General features: G+C 70.4%; 13 protein-coding genes. 9 read left to right on the top strand and 4 right to left on the bottom strand.

What is annotated here, in order from left to right:
• The first annotated feature begins 102 nt into the window (after window positions 1-102).
• Window positions 103-3,426, top strand: coding sequence for an adenylate/guanylate cyclase domain-containing protein (locus VIS07_22650; protein ID HEY8518323.1), 3,324 nt, complete (start codon window positions 103-105; stop codon window positions 3,424-3,426).
• Here VIS07_22650 and VIS07_22645 read toward each other — a convergent pair.
• On the bottom strand, window positions 3,396-4,622 hold the full coding sequence (locus VIS07_22645; protein ID HEY8518322.1) for a hypothetical protein: 1,227 nt from the start codon (window positions 4,620-4,622) through the stop codon (window positions 3,396-3,398). The genes VIS07_22650 and VIS07_22645 overlap by 31 nt on opposite strands.
• 306 nt (window positions 4,623-4,928) lie before the next feature.
• On the opposite strand from VIS07_22645, the gene VIS07_22640 reads away from it, so the two are divergent.
• Window positions 4,929-6,755: a hypothetical protein gene (locus VIS07_22640; protein ID HEY8518321.1), complete on the top strand. Its 1,827-nt coding sequence runs from the start codon at window positions 4,929-4,931 to the stop codon at window positions 6,753-6,755.
• A gap of 92 nt (window positions 6,756-6,847) precedes the next feature.
• Here the strand turns inward: VIS07_22640 and VIS07_22635 are convergent, their stop codons facing one another.
• Complete coding sequence (locus tag VIS07_22635) at window positions 6,848-8,383, bottom strand: hypothetical protein (protein HEY8518320.1); 1,536 nt, start codon at window positions 8,381-8,383, stop codon at window positions 6,848-6,850.
• A 128-nt stretch (window positions 8,384-8,511) separates the two neighbouring features.
• Here VIS07_22635 and VIS07_22630 point away from each other — a divergent pair, with 128 nt between their 5' ends.
• Complete coding sequence (locus VIS07_22630; protein HEY8518319.1) at window positions 8,512-9,897, top strand: L,D-transpeptidase family protein; 1,386 nt, start codon at window positions 8,512-8,514, stop codon at window positions 9,895-9,897.
• Window positions 9,898-9,914: 17 nt separating this feature from the next.
• Here VIS07_22630 and VIS07_22625 read toward each other — a convergent pair whose 3' ends face one another.
• The gene (locus VIS07_22625; GenBank protein ID HEY8518318.1) at window positions 9,915-10,550 is read right to left on the bottom strand and encodes a TetR/AcrR family transcriptional regulator; all 636 of its coding nucleotides are present in this window, start codon (window positions 10,548-10,550) and stop codon (window positions 9,915-9,917) included.
• Between the two features lie 100 nt (window positions 10,551-10,650).
• On the opposite strand from VIS07_22625, the gene VIS07_22620 reads away from it, so the two are divergent.
• The 6 genes from VIS07_22620 to VIS07_22595 all read left to right on the top strand — a co-directional run bounded on the left by VIS07_22620 (window position 10,651) and on the right by VIS07_22595 (window position 18,421).
• Window positions 10,651-11,514 carry a VOC family protein gene (locus VIS07_22620; protein HEY8518317.1) on the top strand — a complete coding sequence of 288 codons (864 nt, stop codon included), beginning with the start codon at window positions 10,651-10,653 and terminating at the stop codon, window positions 11,512-11,514.
• Window positions 11,515-11,522: 8 nt separating this feature from the next.
• On the top strand, window positions 11,523-13,016 hold the full coding sequence (locus VIS07_22615) for a bifunctional 3-(3-hydroxy-phenyl)propionate/3-hydroxycinnamic acid hydroxylase (protein ID HEY8518316.1): 1,494 nt from the start codon (window positions 11,523-11,525) through the stop codon (window positions 13,014-13,016).
• Window positions 13,013-13,840: a fumarylacetoacetate hydrolase family protein gene (locus tag VIS07_22610; protein HEY8518315.1), complete on the top strand. Its 828-nt coding sequence runs from the start codon at window positions 13,013-13,015 to the stop codon at window positions 13,838-13,840. Before VIS07_22615 ends, VIS07_22610 begins: the two co-directional genes overlap by 4 nt.
• A gap of 136 nt (window positions 13,841-13,976) precedes the next feature.
• Window positions 13,977-14,993 (top strand): right-handed parallel beta-helix repeat-containing protein, encoded by a 1,017-nt coding sequence (locus VIS07_22605; protein HEY8518314.1) that lies wholly within the window; start codon window positions 13,977-13,979, stop codon window positions 14,991-14,993.
• A gap of 505 nt (window positions 14,994-15,498) precedes the next feature.
• A complete protein-coding gene (locus VIS07_22600; protein ID HEY8518313.1) occupies window positions 15,499-16,503 on the top strand; it encodes a carboxylesterase family protein in 1,005 nt (334 codons plus the stop codon).
• Window positions 16,504-17,890: 1,387 nt separating this feature from the next.
• Window positions 17,891-18,421, top strand: coding sequence for a hypothetical protein (locus VIS07_22595; protein HEY8518312.1), 531 nt, complete (start codon window positions 17,891-17,893; stop codon window positions 18,419-18,421).
• A 166-nt stretch (window positions 18,422-18,587) separates the two neighbouring features.
• Here the strand turns inward: VIS07_22595 and VIS07_22590 are convergent, their stop codons facing one another.
• Complete coding sequence (locus tag VIS07_22590; protein HEY8518311.1) at window positions 18,588-19,400, bottom strand: crotonase/enoyl-CoA hydratase family protein; 813 nt, start codon at window positions 19,398-19,400, stop codon at window positions 18,588-18,590.
• Window positions 19,401-19,406 lie beyond the last annotated feature (6 nt).

The following is a 19,406-nucleotide window of genomic DNA, read 5'->3' as shown; positions in this document are numbered from 1 at the left end:
TCCGGTGCGGCGCGCCGTCCGGCGTCGTTTTTTCTGACGGACAGGCCAGCTGCTGTGTCCGCGTCGCGAATTTTGTACACCTCGGACGGGAGTGCCGATCGGATGAGCTGCCCGTCCTGCGGTCGCGACACCGGAAGCGGAAAGTTCTGCCAGTGGTGCGGTGCCGCCCTCGCCCGCTTCTGCGGGCAGTGTCGCGCCGCGGTGGCGCCCGGTGCGCGGTTCTGCTCGGAGTGCGGCGCGCGCGTCGCGGACGGCCGCGCCGCGTCGCCGTCGAGCGGTGCCGACGGCGACGGCGAGCGCCGCCAGCTCACGGTCCTGTTCTGCGATCTCGTCGGCTCGACGGAGATCGCCGGGCGCCTCGATCCCGAAGAATGGCAGGAGGTGGTGCGCGCCTACCAGGAGGCGACGCGGGCCGTGATCGAGCAGCACGAGGGCCACGTCGCGCAGTACCTCGGGGACGGCGTCGTCGTGTACTTCGGCTACCCGCAAGCGCACGAGGACGACGCCGAGCGCGCGGTTCGCGCGGGGCTCGGGATCGTCGACGCGCTCGACGAGCTCAACGGACGGCTCGGCGCCGATCGCCGGCTGGCGGTGCGCGTCGGCATCCACACCGGGCCCGTCGTCGTGGGACGGGTCGGCGACGCGACCCGGCGCGAGACGCTCGCGCTCGGCGACACGACCAACGTCGCCGCGCGGCTTCAGGACGCGGCCGCGCCCGGCACCGTGGTCATGAGCGCGACCACGCAGCGTCTCGTTCCGGGCCGCTTCGTCGTCGAGGAGCTCGGCCCGCAGACCTTGAAGGGCGTCGCGCTTCCGGTGCGGGCCTTCCGGGTTCTCGAAGCGACGGGAGCGCGAGGCCGCCTCGCGACCTCCGCGGGTCTCGTGCCGTTCATCGGTCGGGAGCTCGAGCTCGCCATCCTGAACGATCGCTGGCGTCGCGCGTGCGAGAGCGGCGGGCAGGCGGTCGTGCTCCTCGGCGAGCCCGGCATCGGGAAGTCGCGCCTCGTCGCCGAGTTCCGCCGCCGCCTCGACGGCACGCCGCACCTGTGGCTCGATTGCGCGGCCGCGCAGTTCACGAAGGGGACGGCCTTCCGGCCGATCATCGACCTCGCGACGCGCGCGCTCGGCTTCTCACCCAACGACACGCCGGAGGAGCAGCTCGACAAGCTGCAGACGGCGCTCGCCGCGGCCGCCGTCCGCGACCGCGACGCGCTGCCGCTGATCGCCGGGCTGCTTTCGATCCCCATCCTCCCGGAGGGGTTCGAGGCGATGCGCATGAGCCCGTCGCGGCAACACCACCGCACGATCGAGGTGCTGTGCCAGTGGCTCCTCGGCGTCGCGCAGCGCACGCCGGTCGTGATCTGCTTCGAGGACCTGCACTGGGCCGATCCCTCCTCGCTCGACGTCCTGGGACAGCTCGTCTTCCAGTGTCCGACGGCGAAGCTGCTGCTGGTCGCGACCGCGCGTCCCGAGTTCACGTTGCCGTGGCCGCCGCGCTCGCACGTCACGCCGGTGACCGTTCCGCCGCTCGACGACCCCGAGGTCCGCGCGCTGCTGAAGGGCGTCACGACGCTGCCGCTGCCGCAGCCGCTTCTCGACCGCATCGTCGCCAGCACCGACGGCGTCCCGCTCTTCGCCGAAGAGGTCGGGCGCATGGTCCTCGAATCCGGGATGCTCGTCGAGAGCGACGGTCGCTGGGACCTCGGCCAGCCGCTCGACACGCTCGACATCCCGATGACGCTGCGCGACTCGCTGATGGCGCGGCTCGATCGGCTCGACTCCGCCAAGCGCGTCGCCCAGCTCGCCTCCGTGCTGGGGCGCACGTTCACCTTCCGGCTGCTCGCCACGGTGGCGGAGATCGACGACGCGGCGCTCGCGAGCGAGCTCGCGCGTCTGGTCGACGCCGATCTGCTGTTCCAGCGCGGCGAGCCTCCGGAGGCGACCTACACGTTCAAGCACGCCCTGATTCAGGAAGCGGCGTACGGCTCGCTGCTCATCCGACGTCGCCGCGAGCTGCACTCGCGGGTCGCGCGCGTCCTCACGCACGAGCTGCAGGACGACAAGGACGCGCTGCCCGAGATCATCGCCCGTCACCACGAGGCGGCGGGAGAGATCGAGCTCGCGGTCGCGGCCTACCGCGTCGCGGCCGACGTGGCGGCGAAGCACTCGGGCTTCAAGGAAAGCCTCGACCAGGTGCAGCACGCGATCGACCTGCTCGGCAAGCTCCGCGACAGCGAGCAGCGCCGCAGCCAGGAGCTCGATCTGCAGATGACGCTCGGCGCGGCGATCATCACGCTGTACGGCTACGCCGATCCGCGCGTCGAGACCGTGTACGAGCGCGCGCGCGTGCTCGCGGAGGTGCTCGGCGACGAGCGCCGTCTCGCGGAAGCGCTCGTCGGGGTGGCGATCTTCTTCCTCAACGAAGGCCGGATCGCCCGGGGCGGCGAGCTCTCGCGCCGCGCGCTCGAGCTCGCCGAGTCGCTCGACGACGACGAGCTGCGCATCCTGGCGCTCGTCCACCTCGCGATCGCGCAGATCTTCACCGGCGACTTCGCGGCGTGCTTCGAGAGCTCCGAACGCGCCTGGCGGCTCTACGATTCCGACCGCCACCACGCCGCCGCGTACCGGATCGGCACCGACATGGGCGTGGTCGCGGCGTGCTTCGGCGCGTGCGCCCTCTGGCACCTCGGCCGCCCGAACGCGTCGCTCGAGCGCGTGCGCGAGGCGATGGCGCTCGCGGAGCGCCACGGCCGCCCGTTCGACCGCGCCTACGCGCTCTACTTCCTCGGCCTGGTCCACTGGGGACGCGGCCAGTACGACAAGATGACGGAGTACGGGCTCGCCCTGATGGCGATCGGCGAGGAGCAAGGATTCGATCTGTGGGTGGCGCTCGGACGCGCGCAATCGCTCGCCGGCCGCATCCTGCAGAGCCGCGACGCGTCGCTGATTCCCGAGCTGCTCAGCGCAGCGGCGACCGCCGGGTCGAACGGCCGGCGCGGCAACATGCCGCAGGCCGCGTCGATGATCGCGCACGCCATCCTGTGCGCGGGCGGCCACGAGCAGGCTGCGGCGCTGCTCGCCGTCGCGCGCGACGTCGCCGACAAGACCGGCCAGCAGTACTGGTCCAGCGAGATCGAGCGCCTCGAGGCCGAGGTGCTGCGCGCGAGCGGCGGGCCGCCGGCCACGATCGAGGCGAAGTTCCGCAAGGCGCTGGCGCTCGCCGAGCAGCAGGGCTCGGTCGGAACGGCGCTGCGCGCGGCGACGTCGCTGGCGGGCTTCCTGCGCAGCCGCGGCGAGGACGCGACGGAGGCGCTCGCCGTGCTCCGCGACCTGCGATCACGGATCGACGGCGGCGAGGACACGCTCGACGTGCAGCAGGCCGATGCGCTTCTCGCTCAGTCGGCGGCGAATCCGAGCATCGGATAATTCGTCTTGATGACGGCGAGCGCCGCGTCGAGCTGCGCCTGCAGAAACTGCGGATCGCCCTGGTAGCGGTTCGTGCCGCCGAACATGACCGTGTGGTACGTCTCGTCGTCCTCGAAGTACGACATGAAGAACGAGGACTCGAGCACCGTCGGCACGAAGCTCTGCGCGGGCACCGGACACGGGCTCGGCAGGCCGAAGGAGAGCTGCCAGAGCGGCGTGAGCGCGCAGTTGAACGTCAGCTGCGCCGCACCCGGAGCGCTCGACTGGAACGCGCTCACGACCTCGACCTTGCCGATCCTCACCTCGTGCCAGACCTTGGTGCCGATCTTGATCGGCTTCGCGGCGGTCAGCACCGCCTTTATGTCGATGCCGTCGTACGGGGTGATCGCGTCCCGGGGGACGCCGTACATCCAGTTCGAGAAGTAGTTCCAGTCCGACTTTCCGAGGCGGACGACGTCCTCGAACGCGACCTTCGCGCGCACGCCGGCGGCGCTCTCGTAGCCGAAGGGGCGGTTCCAGGCCGGCTTCGGCGCGTCGATCTGGTAGTAGCCGAAGAAGACGTTGAACCAGATGGACGTCGGGTCGCCGTAGACGCCGACGGGGAGCTCGTCCTTCTCGCGCTCTGCGTCGCCGTCCGCGCGCGCGGCGTCGGCTTGCCGACGGTCGTCTTGCTGACGGTCGGCCCCGACGCACGCCACGACGTTGAAGACGAAGTCGGGATAGGCCCGGAAGAAGGTCTGGCGCACCATCCGGCCGACGGGCGTGAGGTGTCGCTCGAGCTCGTCGACGTGCAGGCGCATCACGCACGGGATGGGCTCGGTGAACTTGGAGTCGCCATACTTGACGCTCTTCACCACGGGCGGATGGGCGATCGGGCTGCCGGCGACCTCGCCGGGTGTGGGATCGAAGAGCAGGCTCCAGCCGTCGAGGTCGAAGGTGCGATCGCCCACCCGGACGTGCCCGCGGCCGGTCAGAGCGCCGATCGCGCCGTCCCAGCCGAAGGCGACGTCGACGTCGAGGATGCCGGGAAGCGCGAACCGCAGCGGAAGCGACGGCGTGTCGGCGCCGAGGCGGAGCGTGTGGAGCTGGGTGCCGCGGTGCACGAGCGCGAGGTCGAGCGTGCCGCAGCGGTCGACGGCGGTGATGTCGATGCCAAGATCGCCGGCGAGCGTGACGGGGCCGAGATGTGCTGGCATGTGCGCGCGTATAGCCAGCATGGCGGGCGCAAGAAAAGCGCTTTAGCGAAAATTTCGTTGCGACGATTTCGCGCGTGCGCAGTTCGCGTGGTCGCGTTGTTGGGCGCGCCTCCGTTCCTGGGGTTCGGTGCCGGCGGGCGCGGTGCGGCGGGCCGGGTCCGGCGCCGCGCCCACCGGCACAGAGGCGTCAAGGGCGCCGACACGCACTCCGGTGCGACCGGCCTCCCGGGCCGCGCGTAATGCGCGCGCGTACCGGGCGCGCGACCGGTGCTCAAGAACGAAGGTCACAGACCCGATGATCGGTGCGTGTCGTGCTTCGAAGCTCGTTCGCCGCGGCGCGCGACGATCGTCGCCGTCTTCCTCCCGCTCCTGATTGCCGTCCTCGCCGGCTGCTCCGACCGGTCGGCGCCGGAGCCGTCCGGGCCGCTCGCCCCCGAAGCGGGCTTCGTCGAGATCGAGCCCGTTTCCTTCTCGCTGCGCGCGGACGGCGCGGAGCTCGATCTGGTGTCGGACCCGACGCGCATCTTCTACTCGTTCCATCCCGCGGAAGGGGGCGCACTCGAGCGGCCGCTGTTCGTCTTCTTCAACGGCGGTCCCGGCTGCCCGACGAGCGACGCGCTGCTCTCGGTCAACACCGCGCCGATCACGCTCGACCCGGCGTACAACGGCGGGCGCACGATCGGGCGCAGCTCGGTGTCGTGGGCGCGGCTCGGCCACCTGCTCTACGTCGACGCGCGGATGACCGGCTTCTCCTACGGGCTGCTGCCCGATCCGGCGGACGACGAAGCGCGCAGCGCCGCCTTCGACGTACAGAACTTCAACCCCTACCTCGACGCGGCGGACGTGCTGCGCGTGGTGCTGCGCTTCCTCGCCGCGCACCCCGAGCTGCGCTCGACGCCGGTCGTGCTGGTCGGGGAGAGCTACGGCGGCGTCCGGGCGACGCTCATGCTGCACATGGTGCTCCACCCCGAGCGCTACGCCGGGGGCGGAGCGATCTACCGTGACGACGCGCTGGTCGCGGAGATCCACGAGCACCTCGCCGCTGCGTTCCCCGACGAGCAGGGACGCCCGGCGGGCGAGGTCGCGGCGCGGCAGTTCGACCGGCAGGTGCTGATCCAGCCGCTCCTCTCCGGCCATGCCCAGGATCGCGCGAGCGCTGCGCTCTTCCTCGAGCCCGGCTCCGTGATCCACCGGATCGCCGACGAGATCGGCGTCCCGTGGACGCCGTGCGATCCGACCGACACCAAGTGCGAGCCCTACACGGACGCGCTCGACTTCGTCGAACGCGTGGCGCAGCGCGACGTCTACGCCTACACGGAGCCGACCGGTTTCCTGGTCGAGCTCTTCGACCGCTACGGGCAGACGATCCTCGACCCGCGGTTCCTCGAGGCTCTGCTCGAAACCGACATTCACGCGATCGGGGGGCTCGGCGCGTCGGCGCGCAAGCTCGCGTTCCGCCTCCCCGGCGAGCAGCGCGATTCGGAGGACTTCGCCGTCCCGCTCTCCGTGCAGGCGCCCGGCGCGACGCTGTCCGCGATGGCGCGCGCGCTCGCACGCCTGCCGCTCGCGGCGGACGCGTCGTCAAGCAAATACGCGCACGCCTCGTCGGACGTCCCGGCGGCCACCGTCGCGCAGCAGGAAGCGGGCCCCGACGAGCGCAGCCTCGCCTCCGCGCTCGGCACGCTCCGGCCGTGGGATCGCTACTTCATGAGCTGCCAGCCGGAGATCACCTCCGCGTTCTACGACAACCGGGCGGTCGAGGCGGGTCTGCCGATCGAGCCGGTCGACGATCACTTCGGCGCGATCTTCCTCGAGAACCTCGCCTCCGTCGAGACCTTCATCACCGCAGCCGAGCTCGACCTGGTGATCTATGCGGCGGCGCTCCCGCAGGCGCTCGCGAGCCACGCGACGCTCGTCGAGTCGGTCGAGTCCGTGCCCTGGCCGGGCGACGAGCCGCGTCCCCAGGCGCTCGAGATCCGCTTCCGCCCCGGCGCGCTCGGCCCCGACCCGGAGGTCCGGACGGTGCGCTTCCCGCGCTACGCGCGCAGCGGCCACGGCGTCGAGGTGTTCGAGCCCGCGGAGCTGCTCGCCGACGTCGAGCGCTGGCTCGCCGCGGTCGGCGACGGACGCTGAGCGAGCGGCGCCAGCCGCCTGAGGCGTTCGCGTGCGGCAGCACGGCAACGCCGTGTTGCGACACGCGGCTGGCGGCCGCCTCGCTTCTCGGATCACCAGCCCATCTCCTTCGCAAGACCCGGAAGCTTGCGCTTGACCGCGCGCTGCACGTCGCGCGGCATGGGACGCTGCGCGCGGAAGATCCACTCGAGGCGCACGCGGACGTCGGGCGACGGATCGTCGAGGTGCTCGGTGATCCGCAGCAGCACGGTTTCGGAGAGCGGCAGGCGACGTGACAGCGCATGCGCCGCCCAGAGGCGTAGCTCGGGATCGTCGGAGACGAGCGCGGCCTCGAAGCGCTCGCTCACCTCGTCGCCCGGCAGCGCGAGGCACGACACCAAGCGAATCCCCTCCGGCTCGCGGAACAGCCCCGCCGGAACGTCCTCGAGCGTGAACTCGTCGCCGACGCTCTCGTGCTTCGGCACCTCGCACATCACGTCGACGACCTCGTTCGTGAGCGGGCGGCGCAGGAGCTCGCGCACGCTCTCGATCACGAGCGCGCGGAACTCCGGCTGCGGCAGCCAGCCCATGTGCACGGCGAAGTGGCCGAGCTCGAGCTTGAGCGCGGAGACGTCGAGCTGGTGCACGAGCGCGACCACGCTGTCGCGCGCGGCCTGGTCCGCCTTGATCTCCTCGAACACGCGCCGCTCGTCGCGCGACATCTCCTCCTCGGGATGGCGGTCGATGAACACCTGGATGCTCGGGACGAACGACAGCACGTCCGGACGCGCGACGAGGTCGCGAACGATCTCGAGCCGGCGCACGACCGGCTGCCGCTCGTCGTAGAGCGCGCAGATCAGGTCGCGATCCGCGGCCGCGGGCTCGTCGCGCGAGAGGCCCGTGGTCTCGACGAGGCTCGTTCCGGCGAACGCCGCCGCGAGGGCGCGGTTCGGCGGACCTCCGCGCGAGATCTGCTCGAGGTGGCGGCGGTAGTCGCCGACCCTGCGGAAGTACTTGTCGAGCATCGGCGCCGTGTATCGCCCGAGCGGCGCGACCGAGGAGAAGCCGTAGATGCGCGGCACGTCCATGAAGACGCGTCGCAACGCCTCGCGGAACGTCGGTCCGAGCGGGCCGTAGCGCATCGCGACCACGCGCTCGGCCGTTGCCCGGTCGAAGCCGTGGTCGAGCAGCACCTGGAGGTACGCCTCGGGCGAGCGCATGTCCTCGTCCTTGGTCGCGAGGGTGTTGCAGGCGAGCAGGAAGACCTCGCGCGGCGCGTGGAAGAGGCCGTCGCAGCGCGCCTGGCAGGACGCCTCCTCCAGCGCCTGCAGGCTCAGCGACCGTCCGCAGCTTCCGAAGAACCGCCCCGCGAACTCGCCCGAGAAGACCACCACCTCGCAGCGCAGGTCCTGCCGGCAGGCGCCCTGCAGCCAGCCGTACTCGTCGCTCGCGTCCGACGGCGCCACGCCGAGCGGCGGCGGGCTCAGGTCGATGAACTCGAAGTCCGTCGGCGGCAGGTTTCTCTCGAACGCGGCGAGCTCGTCCGGGCTGTGAAAGCCGAAGCCGCACACCTGCAGACGCTCCGCGCGGGCGTCGGGGGCGACGGCGTCGAGCACGAGGAGCAGGCCGATCAGGACACGCCAGGTCACGTGGGTTACTTGACATCGCTGCCGCGCTAGCGCTACCGCGGTGCGGCGCTGACCGGCACCGCGCGCGGTGCGGTGGCGACGACGCACGGATGCAGTGGAGGGCACGGAGCCGGTCGGGGTGTGGGCGCTTGCTGGCGCTGCTGGTCGTGCTCCCGGCGCTCCTCGGAGCGCGCTCCGCATCGACGCAGGTCGCGCTCTACGACGCCGAGGCGCGGCTTGCCGGACGCTTTGCCGCACGCGGTGTCCTCTACCCGCCACGCGCGGTGACGCTCGTCGCGCTGAAGGACGAGGGCCGGCTCGAGCTCTGGGCCGCGAACGACCAGAACAGCGGCTGGCGCTTCGTGCGCTCCTACCTCGTGCAGGCGACGAGTGGTCGGCTCGGGCCCAAGCTGCGCCAGGGCGATCGTCAGGTGCCGGAGGGCATCTACCGCGTGACCGCGCTCAACCCGCGCAGCGCCTACCACCTGTCGCTGCGCCTCGACTACCCGAACGCCTTCGACCAGGCGCGGGCGAGCGAGGAAGGCCGCACGCGGCTCGGCGGCGACATCATGATCCACGGCGACCGCGTGTCGGTCGGCTGCCTGCCCATCGGGAACGAGGCGATCGAGGAGCTGTTCGCGCTCGCGGAGCGGATCGGCATCGAGAACCTGTTGGTCGTGATCAGCCCGATGGACCTGCGCCGAGTCGATGCGAGCGTCGCGCTGAAGCGCGTCGGGCGAAGGCCGCCTTGGCTCGCCGAGCTCTATGCCGACATCGCGCGCGCTCTCGCGCCGTTCGCGCTCGCCGACGTCGATACGGCAGAGCCCACGCAGGTCAAGCTAAAGCTCGCCAAGGAGCCGAAGTGCCGCGCCTACGACGCCGCCGACTGCGAGGCCAAGTGCCGCGCCGGCGATCTCGCGAGCTGCACGCGGGCGGGCGTGCTGTACGGCGAAGGACGCGGCGTCGAGCGCGACGTGACGAAGGCCTGGACGCTGCTCGGCGACGCGTGCCGTCGCGGCGAAGCGCTCGGCTGCAGCGCGCTCGGCGAGCTGCTGCTCGCGGACGACGGCTTCCGTCTCGATACGTCGCGAGCGGCGAAGCTCGCGCGCGCCGCGTGCGACGCCGGCGACGGCCACGGCTGCGCGCGCCTCGCCCAGCTCTGCACCGACCGTCTGATCTACCCCGAGCAGCCCGACGCCTGCAGCGAGAAGCAGGTCGACCGCCTGCGGCGACGGGCCGTGAGCCAGCTGTCGTCGAGCTGCCGCGGCTGGGCCGCCTACGACTGCTTCCGGCTCGCGCAGATCTACGGCACGGCCGACCTCGACAACGCGCTGCGTTTCGCGCGCGGCTCGTGCGACGCGGGCGACCCCGGCGGCTGCGAGCTGCTCGCCGAGCTGCACGAGCGACGCGGTGAGGTGCAGCAGGCGGCGACGTTCTACGAGCGCGCGTGCAGCTCGGGGTACGGAGCGGCGTGCGCGCGCCGGCGGACGCCGACCGTGAGCGTGCGCTCGGCGGAGAGCGCGCCGCGGTCGTAGCGGCGGACGCGGCGGGCTCAATCCCCGAACAGCACCGCGCACACCGCGTCGGCGTGCGCTTCGATGACCTCGTCCGCAAACGGGTCGACGCCCGACAGCCGGCGGCACTCGGGAGCGAGGACGAACATCGTCGTCCCTGCGCCGGTCAGCAGGTAGTACAGGTGGACGGGCGCCACCTTGGGCAGCGCTCCTGTGCTTGACAGCTGCTCGAACAGCGCGACGGTGGCGTCGTAGAGCGGTCGCACGTGGTTCTCGACCAGGTAGTCGAGCCGCTCGCCGTCGGCCTTGCACTCCTGCGTGATCAGGCGGTGAAGCTGCGGGTTGCGCGCCGAGAAGACGACGAACTCCCGGACGAGCAGCCTGGCGGTCGTGACGGCGTCGACGCCGCGGAGCCCTTCCGTCCGCTGCGCCAGCGTCGCGCGTAGCCGCTCGAACAGCGCGTCGACCGCCGCGCGCCAGAGGTCGTCCTTCGAGCGGTAGTGGTAGTTGAGCAGCGGCTGCGTCACGCCGGCGCGGGCGGCGATGTCGCGCAGCGTGGCGCCGTCGTACGAGCGCTCCGAGAACAGCTCGATCGCGGCTTCGAGGATCCGCTCTCGGGTGGCGTCGGCGGACGGGCGGGTTTCGCGTTCGGGCGTGCGACGGCGGCGCGGCATGGTTCGACTCTATCACATGATCAACGATCTTGACAGATTCCTTATCATTTGATCAAACTAGCCCACCGACCGATCCGTTCCAGCGCAATGGAGCATCGCCATGAAATCTGAGCTTGAGCTGGCCTACGTGGGCATCGAGGTGCCCGACCCTTCGACGCTCGACGGCTTCTTCGGGGACGTGATCGGCCTCGTGCCGGGCGACGCGCCGCACACCTGGCGCAGCGACGGCAAGGCGCGGCGCATCATCGTCGAGCCGGGAGCGGCGAACGACGCGGCCTACGTCGGCTTCGAGGTCGCGAACGCCGACGCGTTCGAGCGCTTCGTCGCCCGACTGCGAGCGGCCGGCTTCGAGGTGACGGACGGAGACGCGTCGGCCCGCAAAGCGTCGCGCGTCGCGCGAACGCTTCCGCCGTGGGGCATACCGGTCGAGCTCGTCCTTGGCCTCGAGAACGCCCCGACGCCGTTCGAGTCGCCGCTCGTCCCGGGTGGCTTCCACACCGAAGGCGTCGGCCTCGGGCACGTCGTGCTCGCGACGTCGCGCTTCGACGAGTCGCACCGCTTCCTGGTCGACGGTCTCGGCATGCGTCAATCCGACTGGCTCGAAATGGAGCTCGCGCCCGGATTCGAGCTCGAGGTGCGCTTCTACCACTGCAACGCGCGGCACCATTCGATGGCTCTCGCCCAGGTGCCCGTCGAGCTGCCGCAGAAGCTGCACCACATCATGCTCGAAACCAACGCGATGGACGACGTCGGTCGCGCGTTCGATCGCGTTTGGCAGACGAACCTCGCGATCCCCAACGGTCTCGGCCGCCACCCCAACGACGGCATGTTCAGCTTCTACGTCGCGAGCCCCGCCGGGTTCCACGTCGAGGTCGGCCACGGCGCCAAGGTCATCATTGAGCCCTGGAAGCAGAACCGTCGCTACGACCAAAGGAGCATCTGGGGCCACCAGACCCTGCGTTAATATTAAAAATGGTCACACGCGAAGGGGTCGACGCCGACGTGGTCGAGGCATTCGACGTCGCCATCGTCGGCTGCGGACCGGTCGGCAGCGCGCTCGCGATCCTGCTCCGCCAGCTCGGCCGCAGCGTCGTGGTGCTCGAGCGCCAGCCCGAGCCCTACCCGCTGCCGCGCGCGGTACACTTCGACGACGAGGTCGGGCGCATCCTGCAGACGTGCGGGATCGGCGAGCAGCTGCGCGCGATCACCGAGCCCGCGGAGATCTACGAGTGGCGCAACGCGGCCGGCACCGTGCTGCTGCGCTTCGGCCGGCACGGCAACGGACCGTCCGGCTGGCCGATGTCGTCGATGTTCAACCAGCCGGAGCTCGAGGCGCTCCTCCTGGATCGAGCGTTACGGCTCGGCGTCGACGTTCGACGCGGCGTCGAGGTGACGAGCCTCGAGCAGCGTGACGACCACGTCGTCGTCGGCGACGTCGTCGCACGCTACGCCGTGGGCTGCGACGGCGCCAAGAGCAAGGTTCGCACGCTCGTCGGTGCGCCGGTCACGGATTTCGGCTTCTCCTACGACTGGCTGATCGTCGACGTGATGTTGAACGAGCCGCGCGTCTTCGATCCGGTCAACCTGCAGGTCTGCGACCCGAGGCGACCGACGACGGCCGTGTCCGGCGGTCCAGGGCGCCGCCGCTGGGAGTTCATGCGGCTGCCGCACGAGTCGCTCGACGAGCTGAACTGCGAGCGTCGCGCCTGGGAGCTCCTCGCGCCGTGGGACGTCCACCCTGGCAACGCCCGGCTCGAGCGCCACGCCGTCTACACGTTCAACGCCCGCTACGCCGAGCGCTGGCGCACGGGACGCGTGCTCCTCGCCGGCGACGCCGCGCACCTGATGCCGCCGTTCGCCGGACAGGGGCTCTGTGCAGGGCTTCGCGACGCGGCCAACCTCGCGTGGAAGCTCGACCTCGTGCTGCGCGGGCTCGCGCCGGAGTCGCTCCTCGACACGTACCAGGCCGAGCGCCTGCCGTCGGTCGAGGCCGTCATCCACTTCTCGGTGGAGCTCGGCAAGGTCATCTGCATGGCCGACGAAGCGCAGGCGGCCGCGCGCGACGCGGCGATGTCGGCTTTGGTCGACGGCACCTCGCCGGCTCCCGAGCTGCCCGGCCTCACGAGCGGGCTGATCCATCCGGCGGCGCCGCATGCCGGGAAGCGTTTCGTGCAGGGCCGCGTCGGCGGGAGGTTCTTCGACGACGTCTACGGCCCCGGCTGGCGTCTCGTGCTGCGTGGGGTCGATCCCGACGCCATCGGCGCCGACCAGCGCGCGTGGTTCTCGCGGATCGGCGGCGACGTGGTTGCCGTGACCGAGCCGGATCCCGTGCTCGAGCGCTGGTTCGGCGAGCACCACGTTGCGTGCGCGCTGCAACGACCAGACTTTTATCTTTATGGCACGGCAGCCGACGCCGCGTCGGCGACCGCGCTGCTCGACGACCTCAGGAAGGATTTGACGTCATGAAGCTCGCCAACGTACGCGGCCGCGCCGCGCTGATCCTCGACGACAAGGTCGCCGACGTCGCTGAAGCCAGCGGCGGCCGCTTCGGTCCCGACCCCATGAGCGTGTTCACCGACTGGCGCGCGTTCGTCGACTGGGCCGCGACCGTGAAGAGCGGCACCGCACCGCTCGTCGAGGCCGATCTGCGGTGTCCGGTGCCGGCACCGCGACAGGTCTTCGCGATCGGCCTCAACTACCGCAGCCACGCCGAGGAAGCGGGCCTGCCGATCCCCGCGGTGCCGGCCACGTTCACGAAGTTCCCCGCCTCGCTCGCGGGTCCGTTCGACGACGTCGAGATCGTCGGTGAGGCGGTCGACTGGGAGGTCGAGCTCGTCGTCGTGATCGGCACGCGCGCCGACCGCGTGCGCGAGGGCGACGCCTGGTCGCACGTCGCCGGCCTCACCGTCGGCCAGGACATCAGCGACCGCCACCTCCAGTTCGCGGCCGGCGCGCAGTTCTCGCTCGGCAAGTCGCGCCGCGGCTACGGCCCGATGGGCCCCTGGCTCGTCACCTGCGACGAGGTGCCGAACCCCGGCGACCTCGCGCTCGGCTGCTCGGTCGACGGCGAGGTCGTGCAGGATGCGCGCACGTCGGACCTCATCTTCCCGGTGCCGAAGCTCATCGCCGAGCTCTCCGCCGTGCTGCCGCTGCTGCCGGGCGACGTCATCTTCACGGGTACGCCGGCGGGCGTGGGGTTCGTGCGCAAGCCGCCGCGGGCGCTGCGGCCCGGGCAGGTGCTCGAGAGCTGGATCGAAGGGATCGGGAGCATCCGCAACCGCTGCGTGTGAGCCCGACGTGGCCCTCGACGTGAAGCGTCGCTGACCGGATCCTCCTTACGCCCCCCTCACGTCGTGAGGCGCTTCCTCACGCCTCCTCGTCCAGACGGGCGCTCGGATGCGCCCGCCGAGGTCGAAGGAGGACAGCATGGAGCGACTGGTTCGAATCGCGCGCGGCGCGCGCCGCGCTCGCGTCGCGGCGCTGGGGCTCGCGCTCGTCGTCGTCGCGGGCGAGGCCTGGGGCCAGGTGCAGTGCGGCGCCATCATCGGGCCGAAGGAGAAGGTCACGCTGCAGGGCGACCTGGAGCAGTGCCCGCCGGGGACGCCGGCGCTCACGGTGGTCGGACCCGCGACGCTCGACCTGAACGGCTTCTCGGTGATCTGCCGCGAGGCGGGGGTGAACACCGCGCGCGGGATCGTGGTCGTCGGCAAGCGCGCCGTGGTGCGCAACGGCACGGTCCAGCACTGCTCGATCGGCGTCGAGGTGCTCGGCGAGGGCTCGCACCGGATCGAGAACGTCACGGCGGCGCTGAGCGACGACGGATTCGGCCCGCTCGGCGAGGGCTTCGTCATCGAGAGCGACGCGAATCGGCTGACCGGGAACACGGCGATCGCGAACGACGGCGAGGGTTTCCGCCTGATCCACGCCGACCGGAACCGGCTGGTGCGGAACCACGCATTCTTCAATGCCTCGTCCGGCTTCGTGGTGGACGTCGGGCTGCGCAACGTGCTGCAGGGCAACACCGCGCGCGACAACCACATCTTCGGGTTCTTTCTCGGCGCAGGGCCCTTCACGCCCGGCGGCGGACGCAACGTCGTCAAGAATAACAGCGCGACGGGCAACCAAACGGGCTTCTGGATCGACGGCGAGGAGGGAACCCGCCTCACGGGCAACGTCGCCGACGAGAACCACGGTGACGGCATCCTCCTCGTCCGCGGGCGGAAGAACCGGCTCACGCGCAACCAGGCGAACGGCAACGGCGAGAACGGCATCGCGCTGCTCAGCGAGTCGGGCACGCACGTGACGCGCAACGCCGCGCTCAACAACGACCGCGACAACGACGGCAACAGGCACTACGACCTGAACGAGAGCCTGACGAACTGCGGCGACAACCGGTGGCGCAACAACGTGTTCGCGAGCGCCAACCAGCCCTGCGTCCGCTGAGCGTCAGGCCGCCCGCAAGACGAATGCGCCCCTCGCGGATCGTCGGTCCCGCGAGGGGCGCACGCGCGTTCGGCGCGCTCGTTCGCATACCGTTCTCGCCGAGTCTGTTAGCGCGACCGCATAGAGACCGCTCCGTTGCCGCGACGTATCCGGCGCGATCTCCGACCCGCTTCCGACGAGCGAACCTGCGCTGCGACGGCGAGCCGCTCTACCCCGCCGTCGCGGTACGCGGCACGGTCGGCGACGGGGGCGTCGAGTTCAAAGGCATTTCTTACGCCGCTCCGCCCGTGGGCGATTTGCGCTGGGAGCCGCCGCAGGAGCCGGCGGACTGGACCGAGGTCTTGGACGCGACGCGGTTCCGCAGCGCTTGTCCGCAAGAAGCGCGCTACGGGCTGACGGAAGCGAGCTCCGACTAGGACTGTCTCTACCTCGACGTGACCGGCGCAACTTCGAACGAGTCAGATGCAAAGCGGCCGGTCATCGTCTGGATCCACGGCCGAGCGAGATGGTCGGCTGCAGCGATCCCGCGACGGCGCTCTCGTGCCTGCGTCGGCAACCCGTCGAGCGCCTGCTCGCAGCCGGCACTGCCGTCAGCGCCGAAGATCTCATGACCTTCGCGCCTGCCGATGGAAACACGACGGTGCGGCGCCAACCCAGAGATGCCCTTCGCGAGGGCAGCTTCGTGAAGGTTCCGCTGATCAATGGCGGCACGCGCGACGAGCTTCGGCTGTACGTCGCGTACGACGTTCAGGCCGGAAAGAAGATCACGAGGGAGAACTACGGGACGTTGCTCGCGGCCATTCATGGCGACAACGCCAAGGCCATCGCAGCTAGGCATCCGCTATCCGATTCCTCGTCGGCGCCCGCGGCGCTCGGCACGGTCATGTCGGACTTCCGGCCCGACATCGGCATCAACAACTGCATGTATCTGAGGACCGCGCAGCTCGCGTCACGCTACGTCGACGTCTGCGAGTTCGAGTTCGCCGACAGGTCGGCGCCCCTGCTCGCGGTCGGCATTCCGGCCACGCCCGATGCCGGCTTCGAACTCGGCGCGGTGCATTCGTCGGATCTGAACTACTTCGTACGGGACCAGTTTCGCCCGGACCGGCAAGCCAACTGCCCCACACTCCCCGGCGTGGGACACGTTCAACATCACCAAGTCGACGCTGCGCTTCGAGCCCGGCAAGATCGCGGGATTCGATGCCTGGGACGCGCACAACTGCGGCTCGTGGGCGGATCTCTATCCGACGATCCTGAAGAACTGACGCAGCACGGGCGGCTGACCGGCGACCTCCCGACCAGCGGCCAGGCACCGTGGCAGGACGGCTCGACGTCTGCCTCGCGCGCAGCCGAGCGAGCCCTGCGCCTTCACGGACGCCCGTGGACTCACTGCAGGGCCGTCGCCGTCCCTCCCACGATGTGCAAGGTCTTCAAACCCTTGTCGAACGCGCACGCGATCCCCTGCGTCACGAGGTCCTCCGCAACCTCGATCCACAGGTACAGCGGCTGATTCGCGAACGGCTTCTTCTCGTTCGTGACCGCGTTCAGACCCAGTCCGAGCTGGGTGATCAGCGAAAAGTCCATGGCCGACACCGACGTGCTCGACGTCCCGACCGTGATCGGCTTGTTCTTCGCGTTCCGGCCCCGCCACTTCACCTGGAACTTCGCCGGCTTGCCCTGCGCGAGCTCGCGGTCGATACACGCCGCCCCCGGGCCCAGCGGCACCGTTCCAGTGATCTCGACATCGGTGATGGGCGCCTTCCCGCCGACGACGCCGGAGCTGTCGCAGCCCGTGCCGGTCGCCTTGATTTTCATCCTCACCAGCTTCGAGTTCGGCGATAGCGTCAGCGGCTTCGAGAAGGTGATCGTCCCGCCCGTCAACGGACAGGAGATCGCGCCCATCGGCGGAACGGGCGACTTCGAGTAGGTGATCGTCACCAAGCCGTGGCCCTCACGCACGCCGGACTCGTGGACCTGCTTCACGCCGTACGCGACGTGGCCCGAGCCGCCACCACCTCCATCGAGGATGGCCCCGATGGGGAAACCGTTGCTCGTGACCAGGAACCCATCGCCAGATCCCCCTCCGTACCAACCGCCACCTCCACCGCTCCAGCAATCGCCTGAGCCGCCGTTCCCAAAACTGCCGGCTTGACCACAAGCGAGATTTCCGCCGCTACCCGCCGCGCCCCCTGCCGCCTGAGTCCCGCCCCGGCCGCAAGTATTGGCGGAGCACGCGTCGGAGCCGTCGCCACCACCGCCGGCGCCGCCCTCCCGCCAAGTCATGGGAGTGTCGGGCCCCTGGACTCCCCCCGATCCGCCACCGCCGCCGGCAGTCACGATCCGCGCCGACAGGTCCCCGCCCGCAGGCCGCACGTCGGACGCGCCGCCGCCCCCGCGGCCGCCGCCGTTGAAGCCGCGGCCGTTGAGTTCAGACGGCCGCCCGCCGACCCTGATCTCGAGCACGTCGCCCGGGCTGACCTTGATCGTCGATGCGTTGTGGCCTCCTAGCCCCCCGAGACCTCCGCCGCCCTGCGCACCCCAGGCGTCGATCGTCAACACGTCGACCTTCTCGGGCACCGTGAACGTCTGCACGTCGCCGTCAGTGCCGTCGGTGCCGTTGTACTCGAACGTGCACGTGACGGTCTTCTTGCCGGTGCAGTTGGGCGGTAACGCCGCCGCAGCAGCCGACGAACCCACCGCGGCACTGGCGGCGGTCAGACCCGCGCACGCCAAGATGGTCGCAAGTGTGCGACCTGCCGAGCTCAGCAACCGATGCATCCCTGTCCTCCGGTCAACGCGATCTCCAGGTCTGGGCACGTTCGCGGCTGCTCAGCTAGCACGACCGCCACAAAGGTCGCGATGATCTCTTCTGACAAAAAATTGATTTGAAACGACAGGTGACGCGTTGGCTCGACTGGGGCTTCTTCGTCGCCCGCATCCGCCACGACGACTGGGCACGTTTCCAGGCCACTACCGCGGTCGCGCCGTGCATGACGACCACCGAGGTGATCGTCGGCGACGACGTCGTGCCGTCGCACGCCGGTCACGCTGTCGACGGCATCGGCGAATTCCCGCTCTCCGTCCCTTTCGCGAGCGCCTCCTCGATCGACTGCCCGCTCCCCACAATGCCGGCGCGGTGCGTGCGCCGGGTCGATAACGTCGCCGAGATCGCACGGAGCATCACCTGGCCCTCACCAACGACCCGCTCGGCGGACGCCGCGCAGATCCTGTGCATCGAGGGCAACGCGGCCGTGAGCGGCGAGGCGGACCGACGCCGGCAAGGTTCGCGCTCGCCGGCGACGACGCACTACGTGTCGAACGGCGACGGATTCGCGAAGAACGAGATCGAATGCCGATGCGTCAGATCGCGCCCGAGAACCGCGCGTAGAGAATCCACGCCACGAAGCTCAGGCACGCGGCGCACGTGAACAACGCGACCGCGGAGATCCGAAGCAGTCGACCGCGCGCCAGCGCTACGTGACCGCGCAGGATCGGCGTGTCACGAACCGGGGCGCGTCGGGCAGCGGCCACTGTGCGATGAAGATCGCCGAACCAGCTCTCCATCGCGACGAGAAGCAGATCTGGTGACGCCCCTCACCGCCCCTCGTACACCGGCTTCCTCTTCTCCTTGAACGCCCGCGGCCCCTCCTGCGCATCCCGCGACGCCGAGACCGGGATCCCGATCTCCATCTCCTTCGCGAGCGCCTCCTCGATCGACAGCCCGCTGCCCGCAAGCACAGACTTCTTCACCGCCTGCACCGCGAGCGGCCCGTTCTCGGCGAGGATCTGCGCGTAGCGCAGCGCCTCCTCCATCACCTTCGCGCGCGGCACGACCTTGTTGACGAGCCCGATGCGGTGCGCCTCCTGGGCGCTGATCGGCTCGCCCGTGAGCAGGATCTCCATCGCCATCGCCCACGGGATCTGGCGCACGAGGCGCACGGTCGAGCCGCCCATCGGGAACAAGCTGCGCTTGACCTCGGAGATCGCGAGGCGCGCGTCCTCGGCGACGACGCGGATGTCGGTTGCCTGCAGGATCTCGGTGCCGCCGGCGTAGCTGTGGCCGTTCACCGCGGCGATGATCGGCTTGAAGACGTCGTAGCCGCGCAGGAGCCCGCGGAAGATGATGCTGGGGTCGTTCTTCGCGCGCTCGTCGAACTCGTTCTTCGGCGGCTTCAGGCCCTGCATCATGGGGATGAAGTCGCCGAGGTCGGCGCCGGCGCAGAATGCCTCGTCGCCGGTCCCCGTCAAGATCGCGCAGCGCACGCTCTTGTCCTCGTTGATGTCCTGCCAGGCGTCGGCGAGGCGGCAGAGCATCTCCGCGTTCATCGCGTTGCGCACCTCGGGACGGTTCATGCGGACGACGGCGACGCCGTCCTTCTTCTCGTAGACGACTGCGGGTTCCGACATGGCTTC

It is taken from the genome of Candidatus Binatia bacterium, from assembly GCA_036563615.1.
Lineage (GTDB): Bacteria > Desulfobacterota > Binatia > UBA12015 > UBA12015 > DATCMB01.
Note: the sequence above shows the minus strand (reverse complement) of the source record. Positions and strands in the feature narration are given on the sequence as shown.

Coding starts and splice junctions, on each gene's coding strand:
- VIS07_22645 (HEY8518322.1), bottom strand. CDS start 4,622: ATGCCAGCACATCTCGGCCCCGTCACGCTCGCCGGCGATCTTGGCATC.
- VIS07_22625 (HEY8518318.1), bottom strand. CDS start 10,550: ATGCCGCGCCGCCGTCGCACGCCCGAACGCGAAACCCGCCCGTCCGCC.
- VIS07_22650 (HEY8518323.1), top strand. CDS start 103: ATGAGCTGCCCGTCCTGCGGTCGCGACACCGGAAGCGGAAAGTTCTGC.
- VIS07_22610 (HEY8518315.1), top strand. CDS start 13,013: ATGAAGCTCGCCAACGTACGCGGCCGCGCCGCGCTGATCCTCGACGAC.
- VIS07_22600 (HEY8518313.1), top strand. CDS start 15,499: ATGGTCGGCTGCAGCGATCCCGCGACGGCGCTCTCGTGCCTGCGTCGG.
- VIS07_22605 (HEY8518314.1), top strand. CDS start 13,977: ATGGAGCGACTGGTTCGAATCGCGCGCGGCGCGCGCCGCGCTCGCGTC.
- VIS07_22615 (HEY8518316.1), top strand. CDS start 11,523: ATGGTCACACGCGAAGGGGTCGACGCCGACGTGGTCGAGGCATTCGAC.
- VIS07_22590 (HEY8518311.1), bottom strand. CDS start 19,400: ATGTCGGAACCCGCAGTCGTCTACGAGAAGAAGGACGGCGTCGCCGTC.
- VIS07_22620 (HEY8518317.1), top strand. CDS start 10,651: ATGAAATCTGAGCTTGAGCTGGCCTACGTGGGCATCGAGGTGCCCGAC.